Source organism: Pandoraea sp. NPDC087047, from assembly GCF_044745225.1.
In the GTDB taxonomy this organism is placed as follows: Bacteria; Pseudomonadota; Gammaproteobacteria; order Burkholderiales; family Burkholderiaceae; genus Pandoraea.
In genome coordinates, this window is the sequence record NZ_JBIUZU010000001.1 from 156,654 (window position 1) to 177,674 (window position 21,021).

General features: G+C 64.4%; 16 protein-coding genes. 1 reads left to right on the forward strand and 15 read right to left on the reverse strand.

The features are described 5' to 3' along the window. Positions 1–35: 35 nt before the first annotated feature. From pseI to pseC, 3 genes are all read right to left on the reverse strand, one after another. Entirely contained in the window at positions 36–1,085 is a 1,050-nt protein-coding gene (gene pseI, locus ACIPHM_RS00625; protein WP_400323292.1) for a pseudaminic acid synthase, read from the reverse strand. Between the two features lie 123 nt (positions 1,086–1,208). After that, the gene (pseF, locus tag ACIPHM_RS00630; RefSeq protein ID WP_400323294.1) at positions 1,209–1,895 is read right to left on the reverse strand and encodes a pseudaminic acid cytidylyltransferase; all 687 of its coding nucleotides are present in this window, start codon (positions 1,893–1,895) and stop codon (positions 1,209–1,211) included. After that, complete coding sequence (gene pseC / locus ACIPHM_RS00635; RefSeq protein WP_400323297.1) at positions 1,892–3,052, reverse strand: UDP-4-amino-4,6-dideoxy-N-acetyl-beta-L-altrosamine transaminase; 1,161 nt, start codon at positions 3,050–3,052, stop codon at positions 1,892–1,894. The genes pseF and pseC overlap by 4 nt, the downstream gene beginning before the upstream one ends. Before the next feature lie 404 nt (positions 3,053–3,456). Here pseC and ACIPHM_RS00640 point away from each other — a divergent pair, with 404 nt between their 5' ends. Further along, the gene (locus ACIPHM_RS00640) at positions 3,457–4,065 is read left to right on the forward strand and encodes a molybdopterin-dependent oxidoreductase (protein ID WP_400323299.1); all 609 of its coding nucleotides are present in this window, start codon (positions 3,457–3,459) and stop codon (positions 4,063–4,065) included. Between the two features lie 18 nt (positions 4,066–4,083). Here the strand turns inward: ACIPHM_RS00640 and ACIPHM_RS00645 are convergent, their stop codons facing one another. The 12 genes from ACIPHM_RS00645 to ACIPHM_RS00700 form a co-directional block, all read right to left on the reverse strand. Beyond that, positions 4,084–6,270 (reverse strand): esterase/lipase family protein, encoded by a 2,187-nt coding sequence (locus tag ACIPHM_RS00645; protein WP_400323301.1) that lies wholly within the window; start codon positions 6,268–6,270, stop codon positions 4,084–4,086. Further along, positions 6,267–7,220, reverse strand: coding sequence for a DUF4105 domain-containing protein (locus ACIPHM_RS00650; protein ID WP_400324278.1), 954 nt, complete (start codon positions 7,218–7,220; stop codon positions 6,267–6,269). The genes ACIPHM_RS00645 and ACIPHM_RS00650 overlap by 4 nt, the downstream gene beginning before the upstream one ends. 209 nt (positions 7,221–7,429) lie before the next feature. After that, on the reverse strand, positions 7,430–7,576 hold the full coding sequence (locus ACIPHM_RS00655) for a hypothetical protein (protein ID WP_400323304.1): 147 nt from the start codon (positions 7,574–7,576) through the stop codon (positions 7,430–7,432). A 215-nt stretch (positions 7,577–7,791) separates the two neighbouring features. Beyond that, entirely contained in the window at positions 7,792–7,938 is a 147-nt protein-coding gene (locus tag ACIPHM_RS00660; protein ID WP_400323306.1) for an SDR family oxidoreductase, read from the reverse strand. After that, positions 7,926–8,168, reverse strand: a complete 243-nt coding sequence (locus ACIPHM_RS00665; RefSeq protein WP_400323309.1) for an SDR family NAD(P)-dependent oxidoreductase — start codon at positions 8,166–8,168, stop codon at positions 7,926–7,928. The genes ACIPHM_RS00660 and ACIPHM_RS00665 overlap by 13 nt, the downstream gene beginning before the upstream one ends. Further along, positions 8,165–9,064 carry a GNAT family N-acetyltransferase gene (locus ACIPHM_RS00670; protein WP_400324280.1) on the reverse strand — a complete coding sequence of 300 codons (900 nt, stop codon included), beginning with the start codon at positions 9,062–9,064 and terminating at the stop codon, positions 8,165–8,167. The genes ACIPHM_RS00665 and ACIPHM_RS00670 overlap by 4 nt, the downstream gene beginning before the upstream one ends. Positions 9,065–9,216: 152 nt before the next feature. Then, positions 9,217–10,833 carry an efflux transporter outer membrane subunit gene (locus ACIPHM_RS00675; RefSeq protein WP_400323311.1) on the reverse strand — a complete coding sequence of 539 codons (1,617 nt, stop codon included), beginning with the start codon at positions 10,831–10,833 and terminating at the stop codon, positions 9,217–9,219. A gap of 2 nt (positions 10,834–10,835) precedes the next feature. Next, positions 10,836–14,123: an efflux RND transporter permease subunit gene (locus tag ACIPHM_RS00680; RefSeq protein ID WP_400323314.1), complete on the reverse strand. Its 3,288-nt coding sequence runs from the start codon at positions 14,121–14,123 to the stop codon at positions 10,836–10,838. After that, entirely contained in the window at positions 14,120–17,260 is a 3,141-nt protein-coding gene (locus ACIPHM_RS00685) for an efflux RND transporter permease subunit (RefSeq protein ID WP_400323317.1), read from the reverse strand. Before ACIPHM_RS00685 ends, ACIPHM_RS00680 begins: the two co-directional genes overlap by 4 nt. Before the next feature lie 43 nt (positions 17,261–17,303). Next, complete coding sequence (locus tag ACIPHM_RS00690) at positions 17,304–18,587, reverse strand: efflux RND transporter periplasmic adaptor subunit (RefSeq protein ID WP_400323320.1); 1,284 nt, start codon at positions 18,585–18,587, stop codon at positions 17,304–17,306. Positions 18,588–18,929: 342 nt separating this feature from the next. Further along, complete coding sequence (locus tag ACIPHM_RS00695; protein ID WP_400323323.1) at positions 18,930–19,934, reverse strand: sterol desaturase family protein; 1,005 nt, start codon at positions 19,932–19,934, stop codon at positions 18,930–18,932. A 12-nt stretch (positions 19,935–19,946) separates the two neighbouring features. Continuing rightward, positions 19,947–20,984 carry a beta-propeller fold lactonase family protein gene (locus tag ACIPHM_RS00700; RefSeq protein ID WP_400323326.1) on the reverse strand — a complete coding sequence of 346 codons (1,038 nt, stop codon included), beginning with the start codon at positions 20,982–20,984 and terminating at the stop codon, positions 19,947–19,949. Positions 20,985–21,021: the final 37 nt, after the last annotated feature.

A 21,021-nucleotide genomic window follows, 5' to 3' on the forward strand; every position in this document is an offset into this window, starting at 1 on the left:
CCGCGTGTTGCCGACCGCGGCCGTCCTCATAGCGTTTATTTCAGATTCGAACGGACTACCGGGGTGTTCATCGCCACATCGTGCACCAGCGTCTTGCCGATGACGAAATCCAGGTATTTGGGCGCCATGCCGAAGCCGGGCCGCACACTTCGCACGGCGTCCGCCGTAATTACCTCGCCGGCTTTGAGGTCCTTTACGAAATACAGCGAGCGGCGGAACTTGGCGTTGCCCTGTTCGCTGGATTTGCGACCGTAATCCACCTGTCCCAGCGCTGCCCACGCTGTTTTGCTGTCGCGGCACAGCCCAGCCAGCTCTGCCGGCTCCAGCGAGAAACTGTCATCCGGTCCGCCGCCGTTGCGGTCCAGAGTGAAGTGTTTTTCGATGATCGCGGCGCCCATGGCAACGCTGGCAATCGCCGTGGTGTTGTCTAGCGTGTGGTCGGACAGGCCGGTAATCAGGCCGAACCGCTCGATCATGTCGGGAATGGTGCGCAGGTTATAGTCTTGCGCCGGGGCGGGGTAGCCGCTGACGCAGTGGAGGATGGCGAGCTCTTTGCAGCCGCCGGCACGCGCGGCGTCGACAGCCTCCTGAATTTCTTCGGCATCGGCCATGCCGGTCGAGATGATCATCGGCTTGCCGGTGCTGGCGACGTACTTGATCAGGGGCAGGTCGACGGCCTCGAACGACGCGATCTTGTAAGCCGGGGCGTCGAGGTCTTCGAGCAGGTCGACGGCGGTGTTGTCGAACGGGGAACTGAAGATGGTGATGCCGAGCTTGCGTGCGTGCTCGAACAGGGGCTTGTGCCAGTCCCAGGGGGTGTGTGCCGATTCGTACAGGTCGTAGAGCGTTGTGCCCGCCCAGAGACCGTCGGTGATCTGGAAGTCGGGCAGATCGGACTTGAGCGTGATGGTATCGGGACGGTAGGTCTGAAGCTTCACCGCATCCGCGCCGGCATGCTTCGCACTCTCGATGATGCGCAGCGCCGTCTCGAGTTGACCGTTATGGTTTGCCGACAATTCCGCAATGATGTAGGGCGCAAAGCCGTCGCCGATCTCCCGGCCGGCAATCTTCATGCGTTTGCTCATTGAACTTCTCCAGTATGAATTCGTGTTTCGCCGCGCCGCGCGACGATTGCCGGAAAGCCGTCGGACGAACGCATGCGAATGCTCCCTGGCTGGCGGCTTGTCGGGTGGATGCTGCGCCGGCCGTTACGGCTGCATGGCTTTGAACAGCCATTCGGCGCGCTCCCAATCTTGCGGCGTGTCGATATCCTGCACGCGATGACGGGGCAGCGGCACGGGGGCGGCATCGTGCGAGAACAGCGGCTTGGCGCTCAGCCATGCGCCGGCGCGGCCCCAGTAAAACTGGCCGGCATCGTGGAAGGCCTCTTCCAGATCCTGCGAGCGCGTGGTGAAGTGTTCGGGGTGGAACATTTCCACCCGCTGCCCGGCGGTCACGCGAATGGCGCGTTGAATCGGAAAGGCGTAGCTCGTGACGGAGAACGCGTAATCGGCACCGCTTTGCTGCAACACGTCGAAACCCCGTCGCAGGTCTTCTGGTTGGACGAAAGGCGCCGTGGCGTACAGGCAGCAGGCGAACTCGACCGCACCGGCGTTCCGGTTCATCCAGTCGATGGCGTGCGCGATGACCGGGATGGTGCCGGCGTGATCGTCCGACAACTCGGCGGGGCGCATGAACGGAACTTCGGCGCCCTGCGTGCGGGCGAGCTCGGCGATCTCGTCATCGTCGGTCGACACGATGACGCGATCGAAACAGCCCGAAGCGCGCGCCGCCTCGATGGACCACGCGATCATCGGTTTGCCGCAGAAGGACTTGATGTTCTTGCGCGGGATGCGCTTGCTGCCACCGCGTGCGGGGATCACCGCCAGTTTCATACGCCCATGGCCTCGCGAAGGCTCGCGACCACGTAATCCTGCTCGTCGTCAGTGAGCACCGGGTGCATGGGGATGCTGATGGCTTCGCGGTAATACTGCTCGGCCTGCGGGTAATCGCCCTGCTTGAAGCCCATTTTCTGATAGTACGGTTGCGTGTGCACCGGGATGTAGTGCAGGTTGACCATGATGTCCTTGGCGCGCAGCGCTTCAAAGACTTGCCGGTGGCTAACCTTGATGTTCTCGAGCTGTAGCCGAATCACATACAAATGGTAGGCCGAGTAGCTGTCCGGGTGTTGCCACGGCAGGGTCACGGGCAGATCGGCCATCAGTTCGTTGTAGCGGGCTGCGATCTGGTGTCTCTTGAGCACGTAATCCGTCAGACGTGTGATCTGGCTCACGCCCAGCGCGGCCTGCAGGTCGGTCATGCGGTAGTTGTAGCCAAGAGCGACCTGCTGGTAATACCACGGGCCGTCCATGGGCTGGGTCAGCAACTCGGGGTCGCGCGTGATGCCGTGGCTGCGAAACAGGCCCAGGCGGGTGGCGAGTTCGTCGTTATTGGTAAGCGCCATGCCACCTTCTGCGGTGGTGATGATCTTGACCGGATGGAAGCTGAAGACGGTGATGTCGCTATACCGGCCATTGCCGATCGGCTCGCCCTTGTACTTGCCGCCGATCGCGTGCGAAGCGTCTTCGATGATCTTGAAGCCGTACTTCTGGCTCAGCGCATGGATGGCCGCCATGTCGCAGGGCTGGCCGGTCAGATGCACGGGCACGACGACCTTGGGCAGCTTGCCTGCCTTTTCGGCTTCGATAAGCTTCTGCGCCAACTGCTTCGGGCAGAGGTTGTACGTGTGCGGATCGATGTCCACGAAATCGACTTGTGCGCCGCAGTACAGCGCGCAGTTGGCCGACGCCACAAACGTGTTGGGCGACGTCCAGAGCCAGTCTCCGGGGCCGACCCCAAGGGCCATGCAGGCAATGTGCAGGGCGGAGGTGGCGCTGTTCACGGCAATGGCGTGTTTGGCGCCGGTGTGTGCCATGACGCCTTGCTCGAACTGGGGGATGTTCGGGCCCTGAGTGAGGTTAAGCGAGTGCAGCACATTGACGACGGCGTCGACGTCGGCTTGGGTAATGTCTTGTTGACCGTACCGGATCATGAATTTTCCTAATTAGAGTTCAGGCTCGTAAGGCAAACGCTTGAGGATTTGCATCACCCGGAAATACGTCTCTTCCTGCCGTTTGCGTGAGGACTTGTCATCAGATGGACGATTTGCTGTGTGGCGTGTTGAGTTTTAGATGTTTTAAGCACACTACCACCATGTCGCATCGTCACCTTCGGCAAGCTGTGGTCGCTGGGTGTGGCGGAAGTCGAGTTCCGTCAGAATCTGCGCATTTTATCAGGTCTGTGCGCCGCATCAATCTGGCGTTGACGCGATGACCACGGTCTTTCGGGCCACCACAGTTGGCGTATTGGCGCGCTTCGGTGGTACGCTCGTGCGACCTCGCGGGACGGGTGCAATGTCTGGCCTGCGCAGGCCCCCCGTTTGCCTTCGCCGTCGCCATGAAAAAACGTGAATTCCTTGCCGGTGCCGTGGCACTGAGCGCATCGGTGCCCGTGTTTGCCAAGCCGGCAAGTTCGGCGGTTTCGACATCTGCCGCTGCCCCCACTTCGACCCCGCTCGTCACGATCAGCGGTGCCGTCCGGCACCACAACCGCGGTCCGGTCGATCCGGCGCTCGACCTGCTTTTTCACAAGCAACTGGTGCAATTCGACGCCGCCTACGCGCTCGACTTCGCCATGCTGACCCGCATGCCGGCGCGGACCATTCGTCCGACGCTCGAGTACGACGCCAAGCCGCACACGCTGCGCGGCCCGCATCTGGCCGACGTGCTCGCGCACGCGGGCGTGCCGGCCAATCCGTTGACGCAAGTATTGTTGCGGGCCATCGACGGGTATGTTGTCGCCACCACGCTGGGCCAGTTGCAGGCGTATCGGTTCCTGTTGGCAACGCATCTGGACGACAAGCCGCTCCCGCTCGGCGGTCTCGGGCCGTTGTGGGCGGTCTACGATCCCGCGCAGATTCCGGCGCTGGCGGGCAAACCGCTCAAAGCGCAGTTCACCCTTTGCCCGTGGGGCATTTATCACATTCAGATCAACGCGGTTTCCTGAGCCGGTGGCGCAGGGGCTTCAGCGAGACGTCGGGCGTCCGGGCGGAACAGGCTGAGCAGGCTGGCCCGGCACGGGCGCGAGCGGCGGCGGAACGATAGGCTGATACGGACCCAGACGCCCCGGAAGTTTGGTCGGATCGAGCTCGTCGACATCCTCGTGCAGGATTCGGCGGATCTCCAGAATCGCCTGCGGTGTCTCCTGCACGCTATGGCCGGAGACGATCACGCGCTCGGACTGCGCCCCCTCAAGGTGGGCGCTCTTATAGGACACCACGCCGTCGCTCGTCTCCTCCAGCGGTCCCGTGGCGCTGCGGCGCGCGATGATCGAGTGATATTGGACGGTCGGCGAGATCTTCAATCCGGCAGCCGCGACCACATAAGGATCGTTGTCGCGCAGTTGATCCACGCTATTGGGGACGTAGCGCGTCTTGCCCTCGGAGGGATCGTCGTCGGTGCCGGTGGCGTAGTGCAGCACGTCGTCGATGCCCGAGAGCAACGTGACGGGCAGCCGGATGAGGTTGGAGACCCAGCGCCCCAGCCGATTGTTCGCAAACGATGTGCCCCGATGCGGCGCGGCAATAAAGATCGCCCGCTCGAACTGCGGCACCGGCTTGAAGTGGAACAGCGGATCGAACCGGTCGCGGGCCCGGTCGATCTGACCCGCATCGAGGTGATAGTCGTTCTGGAAGGCGGACCATAGCTCGTCGTCGGCACTCGAGACCATCAGCCGGGCGATCACACCGCCCATGCTGTGGCCGATGATGACCGCGTCGTGCGACGCGGCCGACAATCCGTCCGGATCGAAATGCCGAAGCGTCGTTTCGAAGGCCTTGCGAATCGCCATCGCGTTCACGAGAATCGGCGCATTCGTCGGGTAATACACCTGCCAGACCTGAAAATGCTCGCGCAGCGTCGCGTCGCCCTGAATCTCGTTGGCGAGGTTCACCCACGCCTCCGGACTGCTGGCCAGCCCGTGCAACATCAGAATGACGCGGCGGCCCGGATCGAACGGCTGCATCAGGTAGATGTGGGGGCGCACGATGCCTCGGTCGCGTCCGAACAGCGAGCGCAGCGATTGCTCGGCAAAGCCGGAGCGCGCGAGCCACAAACCGTAACCGGCGGTGAAGTTGGCGGCCAGCGGCACGGACTGGCCGTTGATCTCGACCGATGTCTGACGGTACGGGTCGTAGACGACCAGCGTGGCGATGTGCGTTGTCAGCACCTCTTCGAGCGAGGTGCCATCGAAACGTAACAACAGGGTGAGCGACGGCGAGGGCATTTCGCTGAACACCGGCCCCGCGTTGGGGTCTGTGGCGCGATGGAAGTCGCGCGAGGCGCGACTCTCGCGCGCGCTGCGGGCGCTCGCGGAACCGCTGCGCCCGGCGTCCGCTGCGGCCTCGTCGTTACCGGGCTCCGGGCTGGACGCCGCATCGCCACGAGGGGCGGGGCTGCGGCTGACGGCGGACAGGGCGTCGGCAGCCGATTTTTCGTCGAGCACGGCGACCAGCTCTGCACCGAAACCGTCACGTCGATAAGGACTGCGCAGCCCGGCGAACGACAGCGTGGAGGCCGGCAGCACTTCGCGCGGCTGCGTGCGGTTGTTGGCGAAACGCACGCTGCTGGCGTCAACGGGCAGTGTCCACCCGGCGATCTTGTTGCTGCCGGTTTGCTGTGTGCGCCGGAACAGGGCGACAGAGAAGTTCTGAACCGCGTAGTTGTAATAGTCCCGGACCTGTGTCTGCCGGTCTTCGAAGGCCCGTTCGCTCGATGGCCGGTTGCTGTAGAACAGGTAGGCGTATGCGTAGCGCGCGGAACGCAGCCACAGATCGAACTGCGCGTCGTTCCATTGCCTCTCGCCGGTGGGCGTTTGCGCGATGGCGAGCTGCATCGACATCTCGGCCATGGCGGCCAGACGCCGGTCGACGTCGATTTCCCTGGCGCGGCCGAGCGCGTCGATACAGTCCAGCGACGGTTTGGCGCAAGTCGTTTCATCAAGACCCGCCACGCGGATCGTTTCCTCGGTCGAGGCGCTGAGCTTGCCCGTAGACAGAATGTCGCCGCGCTTCATGGCGATGTACTGCTCCGGGCCGAGCGAGCGCACCTCCACCATCGCGCAGCCCGACAGGGCCGCCAACGCTGTGACGGCGACCAGCAAGCCTGTGCGTCGCAGCCGGTGCATCGTGCGTATCGTGGAAGGCGACGTCATGGCGTGACCTTCGGATCGTCGCCCGGTACGCCCTGGCGGATCAGTGTCGAGAACGCTGGCGAGTCGCCTGCGGCCAGCGCGCGCGCCACGAAATTGCCGCGCTCGTACAACTGCGCGTAGGTGAAGCCGGGCGTCAGTCCGCCCTGATCGTAGGCGTATTCGGCGAAATAGCCGGAGAGCAGCAGACGATAGTCGAGGGGCAGCCCCGGCGCGATGATGCGCGCGATCTCGAAGACGATGGTCGTGCAATTGCTCGTGACCGTGTTGTACCAGGCGGGTTCGCTGTGCAGCTCGCGAGCGCGTTCGAGGTAGCCGAGGAACACCTCACGCAGTTGTTTGGGGGGAATGTTCAGGCGATAGAGGTAGGTCGTCTCGCCGCGTACATTGCTGCGAACGCGCAGGATATCGCGCTCGTCGGCGGCGACCAGCGTGGCTTCGAAGTCCTTGAAGAAGCCGCCAACGGCCGAAAACTTCTGTCCCTGCTTCTTGCGAATCTCGATGGAGAACACTACGCGCTTGCCGTCCGAGAAGCCGAACGACACCAGCGTGTGCGCGATGGCCGGTCCCATCCAGTAGGACAGGACGAGATCGGCGCTCACGAGTTTGTCGAGGTCGTATTCACGGGTCTCCCAGCGCGGAGTGAAGTCGGTCTCGGTGCGCCATTCGAAGTTGCGCACGTTGCGCAGCGTGACGCGCGAGCCGTCGATCTCCGGGGCGAGCAACTGAGCGACGTCCGCCGCCCAGGCCCGGTCGTTGGACGGCTTGATCGTTTGCCACCAGCCCACGAGCAGGACCATCGCGATCAGAAATCCTAGCGGCCAGCCGCTGAGCGAGGCGCCTGCGCGCACGCGCAGCAGCGCAACGATGGCCGCCGCCCCGAGCAGCACCCACAGCGCGACGACCAGGTAGCGGACGCCCGCCGGCCCCGGGCAGCGATAGGCGAGGGCCATGGCCCCCCAGGCGCTGGCGCCGAGCACGAGCAAGGCGAGGAGCGCGTGCAGCACGTAGACGTGCCAGGCGATGTAGTGGCTGGCGAGCGCGTCGCCAGCATGGGATTGCAGTTGCACCATGTTTCGCAGAGTTCGATCCGGGGCGGCCGTCACACAATGACGCAATGACACGACGGCACAACGACACCGGCCGCCCGCAGGCGACCGGTCTATTGCACTGCCAAGCGCTCGGTCCGGCCCGCGCGGCGCGCCGCCCATTTTTCCAGTTCAGCGCCGAAGAATACCAGCAGACCGGCACCCGCGACGTCGAGCCACTCGCGCGCGTTCGCTGGCGCGGCGCCGAACGTATTTTGCATGAATGGCGGTAGGGGGAGAACCTCTGAAGTCACGGGTTGATGGCGTGGTGCGCGGCTTGAGGAGACGCGGGTGTGCAAATCGACGCCATGGCTGCGCGCGTGCCGCGGCAAATCGATCGACCTTCACCATTGCTGTGCGCCGCCGAAAGCAGCCGGTCAGAAGTGATGACAGGGCAGGCGTGCGGCGGTGAGGGAGCGCGCGCTCGTCGCGGTTCTCATCCTGCGAGAAACCCGCCATCCGCCACCAGCACATGCCCGACGACATAGCCGGACGCCGCCGATAGCAGCCAGACGACCGCTTCTGCGACTTCCTCGGGATGGCCCATGCGGCGCAAGGGCAGGCCGGCGGCTACGCTGCGCATATCGGCGATGCCCGAAGTTCGATGTCGTTGGCCAGCGCCTGCCCGCGATCCTGCCGTCGCCCGGTCACGACTACGGCACGCGCGCCTTCGGCGGCCATGCGCAGCGCTGTCGCCCGGCCGATGCCGCTCGTCGCGCCCGTGACGAAGCAGACCCGGTCCTTGAGGCGTCCGGCAGGGGGGGACAACGGGGCCGGTCCGGCGAGTTCGGTCAGCGAGGGGGTGGGGTTCATGGTCGTGGTCTCACGAAGCGTTGTTCAAGCACTTTCTTGCCCCATTGGTCACCGGGGCGTTCCTCGGCCAGCGTGAAGCCGCGCGCCTCATAGAGACGTCTGGCCGCGTGCAGGCCCGAAAAGGTCCAGAGATGTGTCTGTGCGAAGCCTTGTGCGTCGACGAACGCCAGCGCGGTGTCGAGCAGCCGCTTGCCTGCGCCGCCGCCTCGCAGTTCGTCGTCGACGATGAACCAGCGGAGATGGGCGATATCGGTGCCGTCTGCGCTTAGATCCTCGCCGTCGATGGCGATCGAGCCGACGATCCGCTCACCTTGCCGGGCCGTCCAGATGGTGTTGCGCGGATGGGCCAGCCGGTCGCAGAACTCGGCAAGCCCCCCGGCCACGACGGATTCGAAGCGCTGACCGAATCCGGACGCCCGAGCGTAGTAGCGCGCGTGCATGTCCGTGACGCGCGCGATGAGTCCGGTCTGATAGCCCGCAACGATCTCGATTGGCTGCGCCTCGCAAGGAGGGGCTGCCGGACCGCCCAATGCATTGGTATAGAGACGCAACCCGTTGAGCACCGTGCGATCCTCGCCGGGCTTCAGGCGGGCGAGGGCGTCGATGACCTGCGTGCGGGCGAACGCATGAATGGCCGACACCCGGCGCTCGCCGGCGGTGGTGAGCGATAGACGCTTCACTCGGGCGTCGCTCTCGCCCGGCGTCTCGCTCACGTCGCCCGAGTCGATCAGCTTGCGCAGCATGCGGCTCACGCTGGACTTCTCCAGGCGCAACTGCAGGCCGAGCTCACGCGCCGTCATTCCCCCCTTTTCGATTTCGATCAGCGCGTGAACCACCGAGGGCGACAGCGGCGTACCCGCGAAGTCGCCGCCCATGAAGCCAAGCTCACGCACCATCTGTCGAGATACGGCGCGAATGGCTTCGACCAGAGACGGATCGTCGGTCACGGCAAGTCACTCCTCTTGAGAATGGTTGTAGATTACAACCAAAAAGTTGCAAACGACAACTTTTATTCAAAGAAGAGATGGCGTATGCCGGGAGGTTTGCCTCACATGGCGGGGGACTGGCTTGTCGTGGCGGCCGGCGAGGCAGGCGTCGTGCCGCCGGGCGCGCTGTCAGTCGCCGTCTTGCCGGAGGCTGCGCTCGTTGCACTTCCTACGCTGTCGTTCTCCGAGAGAGTGACGTCCGACCAGCCGCCCCCGAGATCGCTGATGAGCGACGTGGCGGCGAGCAGCCGCGATTCCTGGACGTTCAGTGCGTTCTGCTGCGTACTGAGTTGCGTTGTCTGCGCCGTGACGACCGTGGTGTAGTCCACGGTGCCCGCCTGGTACTCGTTCATGGCGATGCGGGCACCGTCGGTCGAGTCGCGCACGGCCGCTTCCAGCGTCTGCGCCTGTTGTTCGAGAATGCGCAGCGACGCCAAATCGTTCTCCACGCCCTGCAACGCAGTAAGTACCGTGCCGCGGTAATTCGCCACGGCCGCATCGTACGCCGCGCGCGCGGCGTCGACCTTGGCGCTGCGTGCGCCGCCGTCGAAAATCGTTTCCGTCGCGCTCGCGCCGAGCGACCAGACGTAATTGGCGATCTTGAACAGACCGGCCACGGGCGCGGCCGAGAAGCCGTCCGAGAGCGATAGCGTGATGTTCGGATAATACGCAGCGACCGCTACGCCGATGGCGGCGTTCTGGGCCGCCATCTGCCGCTCGGCCACGGCGATGTCCGGGCGTCGCTGAAGCAACGTCGACGGCAGACCGATCGGCACGTCGGGCAATGCGGGCAGCGCTGCGCTGTGCGCGATCGTCAGCGATTCCGGATTGCGTCCGACGAGTACGGCGATCGCATGCGCGTACTGCGCGCGAGAAACGCCCAGCGCGATCAGACTGGCGCGAGCGTTCTCCAATTGCGTGCGAGCGGTAATGACGTCGGAGGGCGGTACGGTCCCGGCCCGATCCTGGTCGCCGACCACGCGCAGATATTCCGTATAGGCATTGACCGTCTGTGTGAGGAGATCGATGTTGGCATCGGTGATGCGCAGGTCGATCACGGCATTGGCCAGGGCGATCTGCTCTGACAGCGTCGCGTTTGCGAGCGTTGCCTGACTGGCCTGCGCGGTGTCGCTGCTTTGCTCGATGGAGCGCCGCACCTGCCCCCAGATGTCGGGCGCCCAACTGGCCGTTCCCTCGACCGAGGCCGAACTCCCGACGTTCGCCCCGTTGCCGGCCGTAAACGCCGCAGCACTGTTCGCGCCACCGCTGCCGGCCCGCGAGCGGCTCGCCGAGCCATCGACGCCGAGGGTCGGGAACAAGCCCGCGCGCGCCTGACGAACTTCGGCCAGCGCCTGCTGGTAGTTGGCGTAGTTTTGGCGCACGGTCTGGTTCGAGACTTGCACCTGAGGCTCCAACTCGTCGAGCAACGGGTCGTGGAATGCCTTCCACCATTCTCCCTTGGGGCCTTCGGCATCGGGGCGCGCCTGCGTCCAGCCGTCGAGTTCGGTGAAGTGCGTCGGCATATCGACAGCCGGGCGCTGGTAGTCGGGGCCGACGGCGCATCCGCCGAGCAGAGCGAGACTGACGGCACAGGCGAGCGTGAGCTTGGTCATGGGAGAGGGGGCGCGCAGCGGTGCTCGCGGCGGCGATGTCCGGAATGTCTTGATGAGCAGTGTCATGATCAAACCTCCGTGCCGGGGTCGCGATGCCAGGGCAGACGGGTGGACCAGCGGGCGAGCCGGGCACGCAGGCGGTCCAGATACAAGTAAATGACGGGCGTCGTATAGAGCGTGAAAACCTGACTCAGCAGCAGGCCCCCCATGACCGTCACCCCCAGCGGCTGGCGCAGCGACGCGCCCTGGCCCAGAGCGATGGCCAGCGGCACGGCACCGAGCACGGCGGCGAACGTTGTCATCATGATCGGGCGCAGACGAACCACTGCCGCTTCATGGATCGCCTGCTTGGCGGGCATGTTCTGATTGCGCTGCAAGTGAATGGCGACGTCGACCATCATGATCCCGTTCTTCTTGACGATGCCGATGAGCAGGATCATCCCGATCAGCGCAATGACGGAGAACGGCGTGCCGAAGATGAGCAGGGCGAGCGTGGCGCCAATGCCCGCCGACGGCAGCGTAGAAAGAATCGTGAGCGGGTGGATCGTGTTCTCGTAGAGTACGCCCAGCACGATGTACACGACGCCCAGCGCCGCAAGAATCAGCAGCGGCACGGTGCCCATCGACTGCGAGAAGGCCTGTGCCGCCCCGGCGAACGCGCCGTGAATCGATGCGGGCATGCCGATGGCCTGGGAGGCCTCGTCGATGGTGGTCTGGGCCTGACTCAGCGAGCCGCCCGCCGGCAGATTGAACGAGATCGTGGCCGCGACCATGCCGCCCTGGTGATTGACCTGCGTGGCCGTGTGCCGTGCCGAGAAACTCGCCAGTGCCGTGAGCGGCACCATCGTTTCCGACGCCGTGCTGTCCGCACTCCCGCTTGAATTGCCGCCCCGGCTGTTGGAAATGGCATTGTTCTGCTGATTGGCCACAGCGTCGGCGTTGAGCGCATTGGTGCCGGACGCTACCGTCTTCACGCTCGTGCCGCTCACGGTCTTGCTCGACATCTGCGTCTGCCCCGTGCCGCTCGCGTTGCCCGCCGCCGTGCTCAGATAGATCTGGTCGAGCGAGTTCGGGTACTGCCAGTATTGCGGCGCGACTTCCATGACGACGAAATACTGATTGAGCGGGTTGTAGATGGTGGAGACGGTGCGCTGGCCGAAGGCGTCGTACAGCACGTTGTCGATCTGGTTCGGTTGCAGATTGAACCGGGCTGCCGTCGAGCGATGCATGTCCACATACATCTGCAAGCCGTTCTGCTGGAGATCGGTATTCACGTCGAGCACGCTCTGGCGATGCTTGCCCAGTTCCGTGACGAGCTTCGGCACCCATTTGTAGAGCGCCTGCGCGTCGTCGCTGGTCAGCGTGTACTGGTATTCGGCGGCCGATTGACGTCCGCCAATGCGCAAGTCCTGTTGCGCCTGAAGGAAGAGCCGCGCGCCCGCCACCGCATTGAGCTTGGGGCGCAACCGGTTCACGACCGCGTCGGCCGACAGATGGCGCTGCGCAAGCGGCTTGAGCTGGACGAAGACGGTGGCCGAGTTGAGCGAGCGTCCGCCGGTAAAGCCTGCGACGGATGCCACGGCCGGATCGGTCTGGACGATGGTCTGCAACTGCTCCAGCTTCTGACGCATGGCCGGGAACGAGATACTTTGGTCCGCCATGATCTGACCGATCAGGATACCCGTGTCCTGCTCCGGAAAGAAGGTCGCCGGCAGGAGCCGGAACAGGAAGATATTGCCGAGAAGCAGGGCCAGCATGACCAGGCCGACGAGCCCCGCGTGATCGAGCACGGATGTGAGCGAGCGCGAGTAGGCGTCGCGGAACCGATCGAACTGACGGCCGACCCATTGCGACCAGCGCGCCTCGGAGGTCGCCGACTCGCGCGTGAGCACGTAGGCGCACAGCGTGGGCGTGACCGTGAGCGAGATCACCATCGAAATCAGGATGGCAATCGAGAGCGTGACGGCGAACTCGTGGAACAGCAACCCGACGATGCCCGGCATGAGGAGAATCGGCAGGAAAACGGCAATGAGCGACAGGCTCATCGACAGCACGGTGAAGCCAACTTCGCCCGCCCCCTGCAAGGCCGCCTCCCTGGGCGGCACGCCGAGCTCCAGATGGCGCACGATGTTTTCCATGACGACCACCGCATCGTCCACCACGAAGCCGGTGCCGATGGTCAGCGCCATCAGCGAGAGATTGTCGAGACTGTAGCCGAGCAGGTACATCGGCCCGAAGGTGCCGATGATCGAGAGCGGCAGCACCACGGCCGGGATCAGGGTGGAGTTCGCCGAGCGCAGGAACACGAACACGACGCCGATGACCAGCAGCACCGCGAGCACCAGCGTGCGCTCGGTATCGCTCAGCGAGGCTTCGACCGACACGGAGCGGTCCAGCGCTACATTGACCTTGATGTCGTGCGGCAGCGTTGCCTCGACGAGCGGCAGAATCTTGCGGATCTGCGTCACCGTCTTGACCACATTGCTGCCCGGCGAGGGGTAGACGATAACCAGCACGGCGGGTTTGTTGTTGAACAACCCGGCATTGCGGATGTTCTCGTTGCTGTCGCGCACCAGCGCCACATCGTGCAGCAGCACGGGGGCGCCGTTACGGTAGGCAACGATCAGATCCTTGTAGCCGTCGGCTTTGCCGATCTGATCGTTGGAAGTGACCTCGAAGCGTTGATCGCCCTGATCCAGATGGCCCTTGGCGCTGTTGGCGTTGGCCGCGGAGATGGCGGCGCGCACGTCTTCCAGCCCGATGCCGTAGCTATTGAGCTTGCCGGGCTCCAGTTCGACGCGCACCGACGGCAGGGCGCCGCCGCCCACCGTGATCTGCCCGACGCCGTCGACCTGCGAGAGTTGCTGGAGAATGATCGAATCGGCCGAATCGTAGAGTTGCGCGGTGGTGAGCGTGGCTGAGGTCAGCGCAATCACCATCACCGGCGTATCGGCCGGGTTGAACTTGCGGTAGCTCGGGTTGCTGCGCAGGGTGCTCGGCAGATCGGCACGGGCGGCCTGAATGGCGGCTTCGACGTCGCGCGCCGCCCCCTCGATGTCACGATTGAGGCCGAACACCACCGGGATCGATACCGAGCCGACTGTGCTGGTCGAGGTCAATTCGGTGACGTCGGCAATCACGCCGAGACGGCGCTCGAGCGGCTCGGCGACCGTTGCGGCCATGATCTCCGGGCTGGCCCCCGCCATGCTGGCTTGCACCGCGATCACCGGGAACGAGACGTTGGGCAACGGTGCGACGGGCAGCCGCATATAGGCGAGCAGGCCCGAAATCAGCACCGCGATGGCCAGCAGGGTGGTCGCAACGGGCCGCCTGATGAAGAGGGCCGAGAGGTTCACGGCGCGTCTCCCGGCGGCGGTTCGCCCCGGCCTTTGGCCCGGCGCTCACGTCGTGCCGCGCGATAATCGCGCACGCGCTCGGCGAGCCGGTCGAAATAGAGATAGATGACCGGGGTCGTGAACAGCGTGAGCAGTTGGCTCAGCGTTAGCCCGCCAATGATCGCCAGCCCCAGCGGACGCCGCAATTCGGACCCCGTGCCCGAGCCGAGCAACATTGGCAGGGCGCCGAGCATGGCCGCGAGCGTCGTCATCAGAATTGGCCGGAAGCGCAGCAGCGACGCCTCGAAGATCGCCTCGCGCGGGGGCTTGTGCTGCGAGCGCTCGGCGTCCAGCGCGAAGTCGACCATCATGATGGCGTTCTTCTTGACGATACCGATGAGCAGCACGATGCCGATGATGCCGATCACGTCGAGATCGCTGCCCGTCATCATCAGCGCCAGCAACGCGCCGATGCCCGCCGAGGGGAGCGTCGAGAGAATGGTGACGGGGTGGATGAAGCTCTCGTAGAGCACGCCCAGCACGATATAGACGGCGACCAGTGCGGCCACGAGCAGGTAGACCTCGCTGGAGAGCGAGTCCTCGAAGGCCTGCGCCGCCCCCTGGAACGACGACGCGATCGAGGGCGGCAGGTGCACCGCTTGCTCGGCGTTGCGGATTTCCTTCACGGCGCTGGACAGCGAGGCGTCCGGCGCGAGGTTGAACGACACCGTGACGGCCGGGAACTGCTGCAAATGGCTGATCGCCAGCGGCGTGCTCACGACCTTGAGCGTGGCAATGGCGGAGAGCGGCACCTGACCGCTCGCGCTCGTCTGGCTCGGCAGGTAGATCGTGCCGAGCGACTGGATCGTGTTCAGCGATTCGGGCTTCGCCACCAAAATGACACGGTACTGGGCCGATTGCTCGAAGATCGTCGACACGATGCGCTGACCGAGGGCGTCGTACAGCGCGTTGTCGATGGTCGCCGGCGTGATGCCGTAGCGCGCGGCGAGTTGGCGGTTCACTTGCACCTGAATCGACAGGCCGCTGGTGTCCAGATCGCTCGCCACGTCGGTAATCGACGAAATCTGCTTCATGCGCGCGATCAGCGGCGGCACGTACTGCGCGAGCGTCGCCTGATCGGGGCCGCGAAGCACGAACTTGTACTGGTTCGGCGAGACGGTGGTGTCGAGCGTCAGATCCTGCGCGGGCTGCACGTAGAGTTTGATGCCGGGCACTTTCGCCGTGGCTTGCTGGATGCGACGGCCGATCTCGAGGGCGGTCTCCGAGCGGTCGTCGCGCGCCTTGAGATTGATGAGGAACCGGCCGTTGTTGAGCGTGGTGTTGATGCCGTCGATGCCGACATAAGAGGTGATCGACGTGACGTCGGGGTCTTGCAGCACGACATCTGCCAGCGCGGCCTGACGTTGGACCATCGCCGAGTACGACACGGAGTTGTCCGCCACCGTAATGCCTTGCAGCACCCCTACGTCCTGCACCGGGAAGAGGCCTTTCGGAATCACCACGTACAGCACGATGGTCAGCACCACCGTCGCCACGGCCACCATCAGGGTGAGGAACTGGTGGTCCAGCACCCACTTCAGGCCACGCTCGTATGCGGCGAGCGTCTTGTCGAAAAGGCGTTCGCTGAAGCGCTCGAACCGGCTCGGATGCCGTGCTTCCTGCGCCCGGAGGATACGGGCGCACAGCATCGGCACCACCGTGAGCGAGACGATGGCCGATATCACGATCGTGACGGCGAGCGTGACGGCGAACTCCCCGAACAGGCGTCCGATCACGCCGCCCATGAAGAGCAGGGGAATGAGCACGGCGATCAGCGAGATCGTGAGCGACATGATCGTGAAGCCAATCTGCCCGGCCCCTGCGAGTGCCGCTTCGAGCGGTGGCATGCCCGCTTCGAGATAGCGCACCACGTTCTCGATCATGACAATGGAGTCGTCCACCACGAAGCCCGTGGCGATAATGAGCGCCATGAGCGAGAGGTTGTCGATCGAGTAGCCCAACTCGTACATCACGGCGAGCGTGGCGATCAGCGAGACCGGCACGGAGATGCTCGGGATGATGGTGGCGGGTACGTTGCGCAGGAAGACGAAGATGACAGCGACCACGAGCACCACGGCGAGCACGAGTTCGAACGAGGCGTCGCTCACCGAGGCGCGGATCTCGCCGGTGGTGTCGGACACCACGCTGACCTTCATGCCGGCGGGCAGGGTCGCTTCGAGCTGCGGCAGCGCGCGTTTGATCTGATCGACCGTGGCGATGACGTTTGCACCGGGCTGGCGTTGCACGTTCAGCACGATGGCCGGCGTCTTGTTCAACCACGCGCCGCGCTCGACATCCTGCGCGGCCTTCGTCACGTGGGCGACGTCGCGCAGATACACCGGATTGCCGTTCTGATAGGCGATCACGGTGTCCAGATAGTCTTGGGGATCGGTGATCTGGTCGTTGGCGTCGAGGGTGTAATCGAGTTCGGGCCCGTCGAAGTTGCCCTTCGGCTGGCTCACGTTCACGTTGGCGAGCAGCGTGCGCAGGTCGTCCAGATTCAGGCCGTAGGCCGCGAGCTTCTGCGGATCGGCCTCGACACGCACCGCCGGCACATTGCCGCCCGCAAGCGTCACCACGCCAACCCCCGCCACCTGCGAGATCTTGGCGGCGAGCCGGTTGTTGGCGGCGTCCTGCAACTGGGTGAGGGAGAGCGACGACGACGTGACCGCCAGCGTCATGATCGGCTGGTCGGCGGGATTGACCTTGGCGTACGTCGGCGGGGCGGGCAGCCCGCTCGGCAGCAAGCTGTTCGCCGCGTTGATCGCCTGTTGCACGTTTTGCTGGGCGACGTCGAGATTGAGCGCCAGATCGAATTGCAGCGTGACGATGGACGAGCCTTCCGCGCTGTACGAGATCATCTGCTGCAAGCCCGGAATCTGCCCGAGTTGCACTTCCAGCGGCGCGGTGACGGTGGTCGCCATCACCGACGGGCTCGCACCCGGATAGAACGTCTGTACCTGAATGGTCGGGTAGTCGACGCTCGGCAACGACGACACCGGCAGCACACGCACGGCCACGAGGCCGACGAGCACGAGCGCAATCATCAGCAGCCAGGTCGCCACCGGACGCAGGATGAAGATTCGCGAGAAATTCATGAGCGCTCGCCCGTCGACAGGGTTTCAGACCGCAGGGGGCGCGTCATTGGGCGGCGGCTCCGGAAGCGCCAGAGGCACCGGACGCCGTCGGTGCGCTCGCCGCGCGATGTCCGCCGTGCCGCCCACTGTGCGTTTCGCCCGTGCCTGCGGCAGTGGCACTGCTCGCCGCACTGGGCAGGGCGATATGCGCGCCGTCGCTCAGACGATCCATGCCGTCGGTCACGACCGTTTCGCCGACCTTGAGGCCCGCCGTGATGACGGTGTGTTTGCCGTCGCTCGGACCGATCGTGACTTTGCGCAGCGAGGCCGTGTTCTGCGGCGTGGCGACGTAGACGAAGTCGCCGGGCGCGCCGCTCTGCACCGCGGGTGTGGGCACCACGATCGCGTGTTGGAGCGTGTCGACGAGCAGCTTCACGTTCACGAATTCCTGCGGGAAAAGCACTTCGTCGTCGTTGGCGAAGCGCGCGCGCAGGGTCACCGTGCCGGTGGCCGTCGCCATCTGATTGCTCACGGCGTAGAGCGTGCCGGTGGCCAGTTGCTGCTTGTTATCGCTGGAGTAGGCCGTGACCACCAGCGGGTCGCCGGTGCGATATCGCTTCATGACATCGGGCAGTGCGTTCTGCGCGACGGTGAATTCGACGGTCGTGGGCTTGATGCTGGTAATGACCGCAATGCCGGTGCTACTCGTCGCGGTGACGTAGTTGCCGGGGTCCACGAGGCGCAGGCCGACGCGTCCCGCGACGGGGGCGGTGATGCGGCAGTACGTGAGGTCGAGTTCGAACTGCTTGATATTGGCCAGATCGGCCTGCACCGCCGCCTGGTCCTGTGCGACGGTGAATTGCTGGTCGGCGAACGTCTGCTCGGCAATCGACTTCTGCTCATGGAGTTGGGTATAGCGCGCGAGATCGGCCTTGGCCTGCGCCAGCGCGGCGCGATCCTTGGCGAGCTGGGCCTCGGCCTGCTCCTTGCTGATCTCGTACTGACGCGGATCGATCTGGGCGAGGAACTGCCCCTGTTTGACGTCTTGCCCCTCCTGATAGCCGACCTGCGTGAGGTAGCCGCTCAATTGCGGCAGCACCGTCACGGTGGCTTCGGGGGTAACGGTGCCGAGCGACGTGATCGTGACCGGCATGTCGCCGTATGCGACCTGTGCGACGGACACGATTTGTGCTTGCGCGCCGCGCCGGGCGGCGGGGCGATGCATCAGATGCCATGCGACCCATGCGACCAGCACGAGGACCACGAGCCCGATCCAAAGTAACGTGCGACGCCGCTTGGGCGGTTTGGGTTGCTGGGGTGCCGCCGTAGTGTTCGACGTGTTTTCCATCTCTGTCTCTCCCCCCGGCAAAGGTGCCGGGAAGTCCCCCGGAACGGCCCGGGAGGCTACGTTTAGCAGTCTAGCGATGGGGATGCCGGTTTTGGCGGGGCGAACCGGAGCCTGAGGTTACGGCGTGTTACCTGCGGCCGGTAGGCGCAAGCATGTCGCTTAGGACAGCATATCCCCGTCAATGCCTGTTGGGGCAAGGGAATGAGCGAGACGGATGGGGGACTTGCGGGGGCTTGGCGGGCAGGGGAACGGTGGTCGTTCCCCTGTTACATCGTGTTACTGCGGGGCCTGACGGTAAGGGACGGCAAGCCTTTGCATGCCGGGAAAACCCGGCATGGCGGCTCAGACTGCCTGGCGGCTGTCCGTGCGGCTCGGGACGAGACGCTTGGCAATACGACCGAAAGCGCGGACCTGTTGTGCGATCACGCCGATTCCGTAGCGGCGCGAACGGCCTGCCGGTGCCGGAAGCTGGTCGCGAATGCCGGTGGGCTCGACGGTACGTTCCCACGAGGCGGTGCGGAACAGCATGTCCCACCACGGGAAAAGCACGCCAAAGTTGCAGCCGTAGCGCGTGCCTTCGTGTCCGTAGCCGATCGCGTGATGGCGGCGGTGGAATGTCGGGCTCACGATCAGGCGCTCCAGTACCGGGCCGAACGGCAGACGGGCGTTGACGTGCTGAACGCTCTGCAGGAAGTTGCCCACGGCCACCAGCACCACATATTGCGCGGGTTGCACCCCGATGAAGAGCGCGATGGCTGCGAAGAACCCGGCCTGCAAGATGTCGTCGAGGAAGTGATTTCGGTCGTCGGACCACAGCGACATCTGCTGCTGGCTGTGATGCACCGCGTGCAGTTCCCACCACACGCCGAAGCGATGCTGCCAGCGGTGATACCAGTAGCCGGCGAAGTCGAGCACCGTCAGATAGAGCAGGAACGACACGATCGGCTGATCCGTCACGCCGGGGTACAAACCGTCGAGATCGATGCTGGGGAGGCCGTGAATGACCATCTGGCTCTGCAACTCGTTGAAGACCGGTTGCAACACCACGAAGAACAGCAGATTCAGAATGCCGAGCTTGGCGATCCAGGTATAAATCACGTCCGCACGCACCTGCTTGCGATCCTGCCATTGCTCGATCGGGCGCAGCGCCTCGAGCGGACGCAGCAGAACGTACGTCAGACCGATCTGCAACACACCGATGAGCACCCAGTACAGGGCATCGTAGATGTCGTCGTCATAGCCCATCAGGTTGAAGTGGAACAGCAGCGGCTGTACCACGTCCACATAGACGAGGGTCTGCGCGGCGGAAATGCCGCTATCGACGAAGTTGATGGCTTCCTGAATCATCTGGCGGCCTTGTCAGTCCGGATTCGGCGAGAGTACGGGGGCACGATCGGCAAAATAGATGCCGTGCGGCGACCGGTTCACGGCAATGGTATCGACCAGTTTGCGCGTCGTCAGGTCAATCACGCCAACGTGGCGTGCAAACCGGAAGGTTACCCAAAGATAACGTTTATCGGCGGACAATTCCATGTCGTCCGGTCCCGGCATCAGGCCTGTGATGTCGGCCACTTTGGTGAGCGACTCGTAATCGAGAATGCTGATGGTGCTTGCCACCCGGTTACTCACGGCGATGTGACGGCCGTCGGAGAGCGAGCGGAAGTTGTGGGCGCCACGGCCGGTCTGAATGCGCTTGATGACCTTCTGGGTGCGCCAGTCGACCACGGCGACATCGTCTTCACCGGTCATGCCGACGAGCAGATACTTGTCGCCCGGCGTCATCCACAGGCCTGCCGGGGTCTTGCCGACCGGCATGCGCCATTTCACGGTCTGCGTCGGGAGGTCGATCGCGACCAGCTCATCCGAGTCCTGCAACGTGACGAACACCGTCTTGCTGTCGGACGAGAAGGTCATGTGGCTCGGGGTCTTGGCCAGCGGAATGCGCTTGGCGACCGTCACGTTTTCGCCGTCATAGCGATAAACGTCGACGCGGTCCAGGCGGAGTGCCGCCGTCACGAACCATTTACGGTCGGGCGAGAAGCCGAGCTGGTACGGATCGTCGATATCGGCCACCTGGCGTTGGAACTTGCCGGTCGCCGGATCCAGGAACATCAGGCTGTTCGAGACCGAATTGGCCACGATCAGCGAGCGCTTGTCGGGCGTGATCATCAGGTGATGCGGCTCTTTGCCCGTGGGCATCGTGCCAACGACCTTATGTGACGCCTGATCGATGAGGGAGAGCTGCGCCGCGCCCGAATCGAGCACGATAACCGTGCCGGCATGCGCAGGCGAGAAGGTCAGCGGGAGAGCGCTGGCAACCAGCAGGGAGAGTTTCGCGACGGCGCGCGCACGGCTGGCCAGTCGGGAGAGCTTGAAGGGCTTGGAAGAAAACACCATGAATGCCTAAGGTGGGGCGAAAAACGGTGACGTTGGC

Coding starts and splice junctions, on each gene's coding strand:
- ACIPHM_RS00670 (WP_400324280.1), bottom strand. CDS start 9,064: ATGGTGCGTGAGCTTGGCTTCATGGGCGGCGACTTCGCGGGTACGCCG.
- ACIPHM_RS00665 (WP_400323309.1), bottom strand. CDS start 8,168: ATGAACCCCACCCCCTCGCTGACCGAACTCGCCGGACCGGCCCCGTTG.
- ACIPHM_RS00660 (WP_400323306.1), bottom strand. CDS start 7,938: ATGCGCAGCGTAGCCGCCGGCCTGCCCTTGCGCCGCATGGGCCATCCC.
- ACIPHM_RS00655 (WP_400323304.1), bottom strand. CDS start 7,576: ATGCAAAATACGTTCGGCGCCGCGCCAGCGAACGCGCGCGAGTGGCTC.
- ACIPHM_RS00640 (WP_400323299.1), top strand. CDS start 3,457: ATGAAAAAACGTGAATTCCTTGCCGGTGCCGTGGCACTGAGCGCATCG.
- ACIPHM_RS00695 (WP_400323323.1), bottom strand. CDS start 19,934: ATGATTCAGGAAGCCATCAACTTCGTCGATAGCGGCATTTCCGCCGCG.
- ACIPHM_RS00685 (WP_400323317.1), bottom strand. CDS start 17,260: ATGAATTTCTCGCGAATCTTCATCCTGCGTCCGGTGGCGACCTGGCTG.
- ACIPHM_RS00700 (WP_400323326.1), bottom strand. CDS start 20,984: ATGGTGTTTTCTTCCAAGCCCTTCAAGCTCTCCCGACTGGCCAGCCGT.
- pseF (WP_400323294.1), bottom strand. CDS start 1,895: ATGAAACTGGCGGTGATCCCCGCACGCGGTGGCAGCAAGCGCATCCCG.
- pseC (WP_400323297.1), bottom strand. CDS start 3,052: ATGATCCGGTACGGTCAACAAGACATTACCCAAGCCGACGTCGACGCC.
- ACIPHM_RS00675 (WP_400323311.1), bottom strand. CDS start 10,833: ATGACACTGCTCATCAAGACATTCCGGACATCGCCGCCGCGAGCACCG.
- ACIPHM_RS00690 (WP_400323320.1), bottom strand. CDS start 18,587: ATGGAAAACACGTCGAACACTACGGCGGCACCCCAGCAACCCAAACCG.
- pseI (WP_400323292.1), bottom strand. CDS start 1,085: ATGAGCAAACGCATGAAGATTGCCGGCCGGGAGATCGGCGACGGCTTT.
- ACIPHM_RS00650 (WP_400324278.1), bottom strand. CDS start 7,220: ATGGCCCTCGCCTATCGCTGCCCGGGGCCGGCGGGCGTCCGCTACCTG.
- ACIPHM_RS00645 (WP_400323301.1), bottom strand. CDS start 6,270: ATGACGTCGCCTTCCACGATACGCACGATGCACCGGCTGCGACGCACA.